The organism is Pseudomonas sp. SDO52101_S400 (assembly GCF_054071635.1).
Window position 1 is genome coordinate 1 of record NZ_JBSVWF010000158.1, and the last position, 355, is coordinate 355.

At 61.1% G+C, this 355-nt stretch carries 1 protein-coding gene; it reads right to left on the reverse strand.

Translation table 11 applies throughout. The annotated features are described in order from the left end of the window. A partial coding sequence (locus ACW9HX_RS29165; protein WP_457383223.1) for an immunoglobulin-like domain-containing protein occupies positions 1-355 on the reverse strand: 355 nt, incomplete at both ends.

Here is a 355-nt window from a genome sequence, read left to right on the forward strand (position 1 = left end):
TTGTCGGCTACCAGATTTTCGTAGTTGCCACCGGTTACGCCGGTAATCGCGTTGGTCAGCGGTGCGTGACCATTCAGCACGTCGTTAGGCGCAGTGGTGGTGACGGTGCCGGTAGTCTTGCCGACTTCGATGGTGATCGACTGACCGTTCGACAGGGTCACAGTCACTGGCGAACCGGTGACAGGTGCACCCACGGTGGCGGTGTAAGTGACGGTGCCGCCTTCAGCTGCCGACTCGGTCGCGGTCAGTTTGACCGTGGTGGTGTCGATAGTGTCGGTGACGCTGGTCACCGCTGGCGTGGTGCTGGTCACCAGGTTTTCGAAGTTGCCGCCGGTGGCGGATTTGATCGTGGCCT